Here is a 1,507-nt window from a genome sequence, read left to right on the forward strand (position 1 = left end):
TTCGGTTATGAGCAAGTAGCGAAGCGGATTGCGAATATCCGCTTGACTAAGTAAGAAGAGTGAGGACATTTGCCTGGCTGACTGATTGTAATGATCATCAGAGAAAAAGGAAAGTAACAAAATAGCTGGATTAAAAAAGGAGGAATCTGAATGAGAGAATTGAACCCGAAAATGCGACTGTTTTTAGATTTTCTGATGTTGACCGTGGGATCTGCCATCGCTGCATTTGCCATTGAAGAATTTCTGGTGCCCTGCACGATCTTGGATGGCGGTGTCATTGGTATCGGCATCATGGTAAATAACCTAACCCATATCCCGTTAAGTATTCTGACCATCGTTCTGAACATTCCGTTTCTTCTGATTGGTTCCCGAAAACTTGGTGTGACATTTATCGTAAAATCCGGCTATGCTATGGCGATGTTTTCCATATTTTTGGAAGTGTTTGCGCCGTGGGTGAATGCCACAGATCAGTATTTGCTGGCAGTATGTTTCGGTGGTGTGATCCTTGGAGCAGGTGTGGGTCTGGTCATTCGATTTGGCGGCTGTCTGGATGGGACGGAAACAGTGGCAATTTTGCTGAACCGCAAATTCAAGTTCCCGGTGGGACAGACGGTGCTGATTTTTAATGTGATTATTTATATTGTAGCGGCACTTCTTTTTGGATTTGACCGCGCAATGTACAGTCTTCTTACTTATTTTATTACATCGAAAATTATTGATAAGGTAGAGACTGGTCTGGAGCAGGCGAAAGCGGCTATGATCATTACTGACGAGGGAAAAGAGATCGCGGATCAGATTTATCAGAAGCTTGGCAGAACTGTGACAATGCTGGAGGGCGAAGGTCTGATTAGTGGAAAGAAAGTTGTATTGTACTGTGTGTTGAATCGTCTGGAAATCTATGAACTGAAACGTCTGATCAAAGAAGTTGATACTTCTGCATTTATTACGGTCAGTGACGTGTCTGAGATCATTGGAAAACATATAAAGAAAACTGCGATAGAAGATGTAGCGAATAGTTAATAGAAAATGAATGAAACTAAAATAAAAAGTTTTACCTTGTAGTGTATATACTTTTGGGTAAAACTATTATGTGTGTAGTACAACAGACATTTCTCATAGTAGTATTTTTTAAACAAAAATAAAAGACAGCCAAATCCGAACGGCTGTCTTTTTAAGGAGAAGGTATTTTTTACTATGGGGGTAGCAAAAAACTTATAATGTATTGGGGGTTTTTACAGTTATTATAATAGCAAATGTACGTGCATAAGTGTTCACAATCATTCATAAAAAATCACAGAAAAACTATGCAATTTTTATAAGACCAAAAAGTAATCAGTTTCAAAAGCCTTGTAATAATTGCACAGGAAGGACCAATTTTAGACAAAAGGAACATAAAATAAGTTTTTTACACAAAGGTGAAAACAAACTTAGTATCAGAAGTTTGGACTATAAAAAGACAAAATAAAAAGACAGCCAAATCCGAACGGCTGTCTTCTAAGGAGAAGGT

General features: G+C 38.4%; 1 protein-coding gene. It reads left to right on the top strand.

Annotated elements, in window-relative coordinates; all coding sequences use genetic code 11:
• Window positions 1–150 precede the first annotated feature (150 nt).
• A complete protein-coding gene (locus LG34_RS13235; protein WP_109216487.1) occupies window positions 151–1,020 on the top strand; it encodes a YitT family protein in 870 nt (289 codons plus the stop codon).
• Window positions 1,021–1,507 lie beyond the last annotated feature (487 nt).

Source organism: Eubacterium ramulus (assembly GCF_003122485.1).
GTDB lineage: Bacteria > Bacillota > Clostridia > Lachnospirales > Lachnospiraceae > Eubacterium_I > Eubacterium_I ramulus_A.